This is a genomic window from Robinsoniella sp. (assembly GCF_034124845.1).
Map to the genome: position 1 here is coordinate 1 of NZ_JAWYAJ010000351.1, position 5,160 is coordinate 5,160.

The window sequence follows — 5,160 nt, forward strand, 5'->3', positions numbered from 1 at the left end:
CTTAGCGAACCGCCTTTTTCCCTTAAGCATTTAATATGCCTGGATTTTTCGAAACTGCCGTGTCATTTACGATGTCTCCATCAATTAATGTTACAATCCGGTCTGCATACTTTGCCATCTCCGGATCATGGGTAACCAGCACAATGGTCTGATTGTATTTATGAGCCATGGCAATAATCATATTCATGACCTCTGCCGTCGTTTTTGTATCCAGGTTACCCGTGGGTTCATCGGCAAATATGACTTCCGGATGGGTGACAAATGCTCTGGCAATGCCCACACGCTGCTGCTGTCCGCCGGACATTTGAGAGGGATAATGTGCACCCCTTTTGCCAAGTCCTACCTTCTTCAGCAGCTGCATGGCTCTGTGCATCCGCTTATCCATCTCTATCCCCCGAAATACCAGGGGGAGGGCTACATTTTCCAGCGCTGTTAAATTGGGCAGTAAATTATATGCCTGAAATATAAACCCGATATGCATCTGGCGAAATGCGGCCATGTTCTTTTCACTTAATTTTGTAATGGATGTATTTTTAATGAAGATTTCACCTTTTGTGGGTTTTTCAAATCCCGCAAGATGGTTCAAAAGGGTACTTTTTCCGGAACCGGATGTACCAAAAATACAGCAGATCTCTCCTTTTTTTATAGAGAGGTTAATTTTCTTAAGCGCAACTACCTTTTCATTTCCTACGATGTATTGCTTACGGATATTTGTAACTCTGATAATTTCTTCCATTATTATGCCAGGTGCCATTTCGCAGTCATCCTGCAATACTGACACGTCCTCCTACCTTACTCCTAATTTTGATTCTAAGAATATCATCAAAATTTTAAGAAATAACAGTAGATTTAATGAAGAAATATGAAGATTGGAAAGTTTGGATACTCGTAATACTGATTTCATGGTACAATAACATTACTTCGGGTGCCAGTGCACAAGAATAACGCAAACGAAAGAACAGAATGTATCGGTAATCAGGCCGTTATAAAATTCGGTTATTTTCGACGGGAGTTATACCGACATTGGTATCCTGTAACTTAGGAGGGAACAAATGAACAAAATGCAAAAAATTATGATAGCAGATGATGATGCTGAAATCCGGGAAGTTATCCGAATTTTATTAGAAGGGGAAGGCTATCAGGTTATAGAAGCTGCAAATGGAAATGAAGCAATCGAGATGATGGAGAGTTCCATCGTATTAATTATATTAGATGTCATGATGCCTGGATGTTCGGGTATTATTGCCTGTAATGAGATCCGCAAGGAACACACAGTACCGATACTGTTTCTCACCGCAAAGTCAAAAGAAGAAGATATTGTGATCGGTTTTTCAGCAGGCGCAGATGATTATCTGGTGAAACCTTTTTCGTATACGGAACTGCTCTCCAGAGTCAAGGCGTTAATCCGCAGATACTGCATCTATATGGGACAGGATACCCAAAGTCTGGGGCATATCTATCTCCAGGACATAGAAATCGACATGGATGCCAGACGGGTAACAAAATCCGGGAAAGAAATTACTTTGACAGACCTGGAATATCAGATTCTGGCTCTCCTGGCCACTCACAGGAAGAAGATTTTTTCAGCACAGAATATATACGAGAGTGTCTGGAAAGAGCCATACTATTCTTTTTCCAGCAATACCGTTGCAGTCCATATCCGTAACCTGAGAAAAAAGCTGGAGGATGATATACAGAATCCGCACTATATTCAAAATGTTTGGGGAAGGGGTTATCGCATTGTCTAAAATCAAAAATCTTTTTTCGAAGAAATTAGCAAGAGAACTGGTGCTTGCCGTTACCATTTCCCTGCTGATCGCTTATCTGGCATATGAACCGCTGTCAGACTTTGGATACTATCTCCTGGATAAAACTTTCATGTCACCATCTTATATCAAAAGCGTGGAAGAAGATTTCGTTCAGGAACTTCAGAATTTTGTTACGGAAAACCAGATAACCTCCAAAGAAATCTCAAAGGTTCATAAATGGATGAAAGAACAGAATAATACTTCCGTCTCCTTTTTCTATAAAGATTATGAAATTTTCAATTCGGATTTCGGAACGGTGCCAACAGAAGGTGACAGCCTGGAAGATTACCTGAACCAATATATTAAAAACAGTTACGCAGAACCTGTTCCGGAAGAAACAGCGATTACCCTGTACAAGATTACATTTACGGATCAGATTACACTGGACACCCAGGTTTACTGTTACTTTTATGTTAAATACTACGTGGTTCTGTACTATGCCACCCTGTTTTTCTGCTTCGTGATTTTCCTGGTGCTTTTCCTGTTTTTCATTCACCGGAAGATCCAGTATATCAATAAGCTGGCAGAAGACCTGGAAATATTAGAAGGAGGTGATCTGCACTATAAAGTCCGGGAAAATGGCTGTGACGAGCTTTACCGCCTGGCTGTGGGAATTAACCAGATGCGGGAATCTATTATTGAACGGGATGAAAATGAGCAGGCGGTGAAAGAAGCCCATCAAAAACTGATTACCGCCATGTCCCACGACCTGCGCACCCCCCTCACATCCCTGATTGGATATGTGGAATTGCTGATCCTTGGCAGATATCAAAACCAGGAGCAGCTCCAAAACTTTCTGGGACATATTAAAAATAAAGCTTACAAGATCAAACAATTGTCAGATAAGTTATTTGAATATTTCCTGGTATCGGAACGTGGGGAAGAGGCATATCAGAAGGAACTGATCCCTACCATGAATCTAATCACCGGTCTGTCGGATGACCAGCTGTTCACACTGGAAAGCGAAGGATTTAAAATTCAGTCAGAGTTTGATCTGGATTCTCTTAAAAGCGAATGCTGTCTGGATATCGAGTATGTACAGAGAACTCTGGATAATATTTTATCCAATATTCATAAGTATGCAGATGCCGGCTACCCGCTCCACGTCATGTCCAAAGAGAAAGACGGATATTTTTTATTAGAATTTCATAATCGAATCGCAGAAGATCTGTCCGCCCATGAAAGTACCGGAATCGGCATTAAAACATGCGAGCGGATCATGCACATTCACGGCGGATTTTTCGAATGCTACAAAGACGGGGTCTGGTTTATCAGCAGAATCAAACTTCCGGTCATACAAAAAAGTTCCTCACCTGAATAAATAAAGAACACCCCTGTATGTATTTTATGCCAAAGGCGGCACAAAAACCATACAGGGGTGTGTTTTATTTTATAACTCTTCTACCGAAATACTTTTACCATCTCTCCAGATTCTCTCCAGATCGTAGAACAGACGGTTCTCGGAATCAAATACATGAATGATAATATCGCCGTAATCCAGCAGAATCCAGTTTGCTGTCTGGTAGCCTTCTACCTGCTTTGCATGATATCCGGCTTTCCCCAGGGCTTCCTCTACGTTGTCTACCAACGCCTGCACCTGGTTTTTATTCGTTCCGCTTGTGATGATAAAATAATCAGCCAATACGGATACTTCTTCAATATTGATAACCTTTAAATCCTCTGCCTTCTTTTCTTCTAAAGCGGCACAGGCTATTTTAGCCATTTGTTTTGACTTGTTTTCCAATTTAATTTCCCTCCTGTCTCATAAACTGCTTTTTTTATTCACTTCTCTATAATACTCAAAAGCTCTCGCCGTCATTGGATCCAGCGCATTTTTTGTAGATCTCAGATACGAAAGGGTATCCCTTAATATAATATACAGAGCTTCATCAATGTCTGAAAATGCCAGTTTTCTGGACAGTTCCAGATTCTGGGCTTTGAACCTCCAGGGTTCTATATAATCTGCTATATAGACGATTTTCTCCAGAAGAGACATCCCTGGTCTGCCTGTAGTATGACTAGCAATGGCATTTAAAATATCCGGATCTGTTATCTTATACTTGTCTTTTGCGATCTGCGCTCCTGCTTTTGCATGAAGTAAAAAAGGATTGATCCGTTCTGCATCCGAGATTGGAATCCCGTTTTTCTCGCAGATGCTGATCTTTTTCTCATTGGGAATGCACTTCGCACAATCATGCAGAAGTCCTGCTGCCTGTGCCTTTCTCACATCCTCCCCATAACGCATTGCCAGTGCGGCACTGGTATACATAACGCCCTGGGTATGGGTAAAACGATCTTCATCCAGATATTTTTTCAGCTTCTCCTGCATTTTTAAAATATTGAATTCACTCATTTTCTTCACACTCCTGATACATGCAATGCTCTTCAATATAATGTATTACATCGTCAGGGACATAATACTTAATTGATTTCCCCCTGCAGATCCATTCCCGGATCGTACCGGATGAAATATCAATATTCGGAGTATCCAGTTTTTCTATTTTAGCCTGAAAAAGCTCTTTTAAATGATCAATCTGACGGTTCAGTTTATCCGGTTTTACATGGTCTCTCACCGCTACCACCAGTGTACAGAGACGGCAAATATCCTCCGGTTCTTTCCATGTTTCAAAAGTAAACAAGGAATCGGCTCCCATAATAAAATAGTAATCTGTATCCGGGTTTTCCTGCACCAGACGGCTTAATGTCTCTCTGGTATAGGTATAGCCTTCGTCATGTGTCTCTGCCATAGATAGTTCGAAATGCGGATTACTGCTGACAGCCTGGGAAACCATTGCCACCCGCTGTGCCGTGGTTGCCCGCCCCTGGCGCTCCTGCTTGTGAGGAGGATTTCCCGAGGGCATAAACAGCACATGATCCAGATCAAACTGCAGATATGCATTTTCACCCAGAATCAGATGTCCAATATGAATCGGATCAAAAGTTCCGCCCATGATACCAACTTTTTTACGTCGCTGTTCCATTATTATACCCCCTGAATAGCGCAAGCCGGCTTGTGCTATTCCTTAATAAGTAGTTTGAAAGTGATTTTCTTTCAAACTTATACCCCTGCATACCGCAGACAGGTCTGCGGTACTGCTTCAATAGAAAGTATGGAACAAAAGCGTTCCATACTTTGGATCCCCGCTTTTATAAAGGAAGTTGAATCTTTTTCTTCTCGTCTTTTCCTTCTTTATAAAGTACAATTTTCTTACCGATTACCTGAACTACCTGGGAACGGGTACGCTCCGCCACCATAGATGCCAGTTCTTTTGGATCATCCATACAGTTCTGAAGGACATTAATTTTAATTAACTCTCTTGCTTCCAGGGCTTCTTTGATTGCCTGGGTGTTT

The 5,160-nt window shown here is 41.5% G+C and carries 7 protein-coding genes; 2 read left to right on the forward strand and 5 right to left on the reverse strand.

All coding sequences use genetic code 11. From position 1 onward, the window contains the following. Positions 1 to 22 precede the first annotated feature (22 nt). A complete protein-coding gene (locus ACH2DQ_RS17575) occupies positions 23 to 736 on the reverse strand; it encodes an ABC transporter ATP-binding protein (RefSeq protein ID WP_394911453.1) in 714 nt (237 codons plus the stop codon). A 325-nt stretch (positions 737 to 1,061) separates the two neighbouring features. Between ACH2DQ_RS17575 and ACH2DQ_RS17580 the strand changes: the two genes are divergently transcribed. Both ACH2DQ_RS17580 and ACH2DQ_RS17585 read left to right on the forward strand, forming a co-directional pair. Further along, positions 1,062 to 1,748 (forward strand): response regulator transcription factor, encoded by a 687-nt coding sequence (locus ACH2DQ_RS17580; protein ID WP_394911452.1) that lies wholly within the window; start codon positions 1,062 to 1,064, stop codon positions 1,746 to 1,748. Then, positions 1,741 to 3,129 carry a histidine kinase dimerization/phospho-acceptor domain-containing protein gene (locus tag ACH2DQ_RS17585; RefSeq protein ID WP_394911223.1) on the forward strand — a complete coding sequence of 463 codons (1,389 nt, stop codon included), beginning with the start codon at positions 1,741 to 1,743 and terminating at the stop codon, positions 3,127 to 3,129. Before ACH2DQ_RS17580 ends, ACH2DQ_RS17585 begins: the two co-directional genes overlap by 8 nt. A gap of 69 nt (positions 3,130 to 3,198) precedes the next feature. Here ACH2DQ_RS17585 and rsfS read toward each other — a convergent pair whose 3' ends face one another. From rsfS to ACH2DQ_RS17605, 4 genes are all read right to left on the reverse strand, one after another. Next, positions 3,199 to 3,531, reverse strand: coding sequence for a ribosome silencing factor (gene rsfS, locus ACH2DQ_RS17590; protein WP_394911451.1), 333 nt, complete (start codon positions 3,529 to 3,531; stop codon positions 3,199 to 3,201). Positions 3,532 to 3,570: 39 nt separating this feature from the next. Beyond that, positions 3,571 to 4,161, reverse strand: a complete 591-nt coding sequence (yqeK, locus tag ACH2DQ_RS17595; RefSeq protein ID WP_395027659.1) for a bis(5'-nucleosyl)-tetraphosphatase (symmetrical) YqeK — start codon at positions 4,159 to 4,161, stop codon at positions 3,571 to 3,573. Next, positions 4,154 to 4,789 carry a nicotinate-nucleotide adenylyltransferase gene (nadD, locus tag ACH2DQ_RS17600; protein ID WP_394911221.1) on the reverse strand — a complete coding sequence of 212 codons (636 nt, stop codon included), beginning with the start codon at positions 4,787 to 4,789 and terminating at the stop codon, positions 4,154 to 4,156. Before nadD ends, yqeK begins: the two co-directional genes overlap by 8 nt. 166 nt (positions 4,790 to 4,955) lie before the next feature. Then, a partial coding sequence (locus tag ACH2DQ_RS17605; protein WP_395027662.1) for a YhbY family RNA-binding protein occupies positions 4,956 to 5,160 on the reverse strand: 205 nt, incomplete at its 5' end.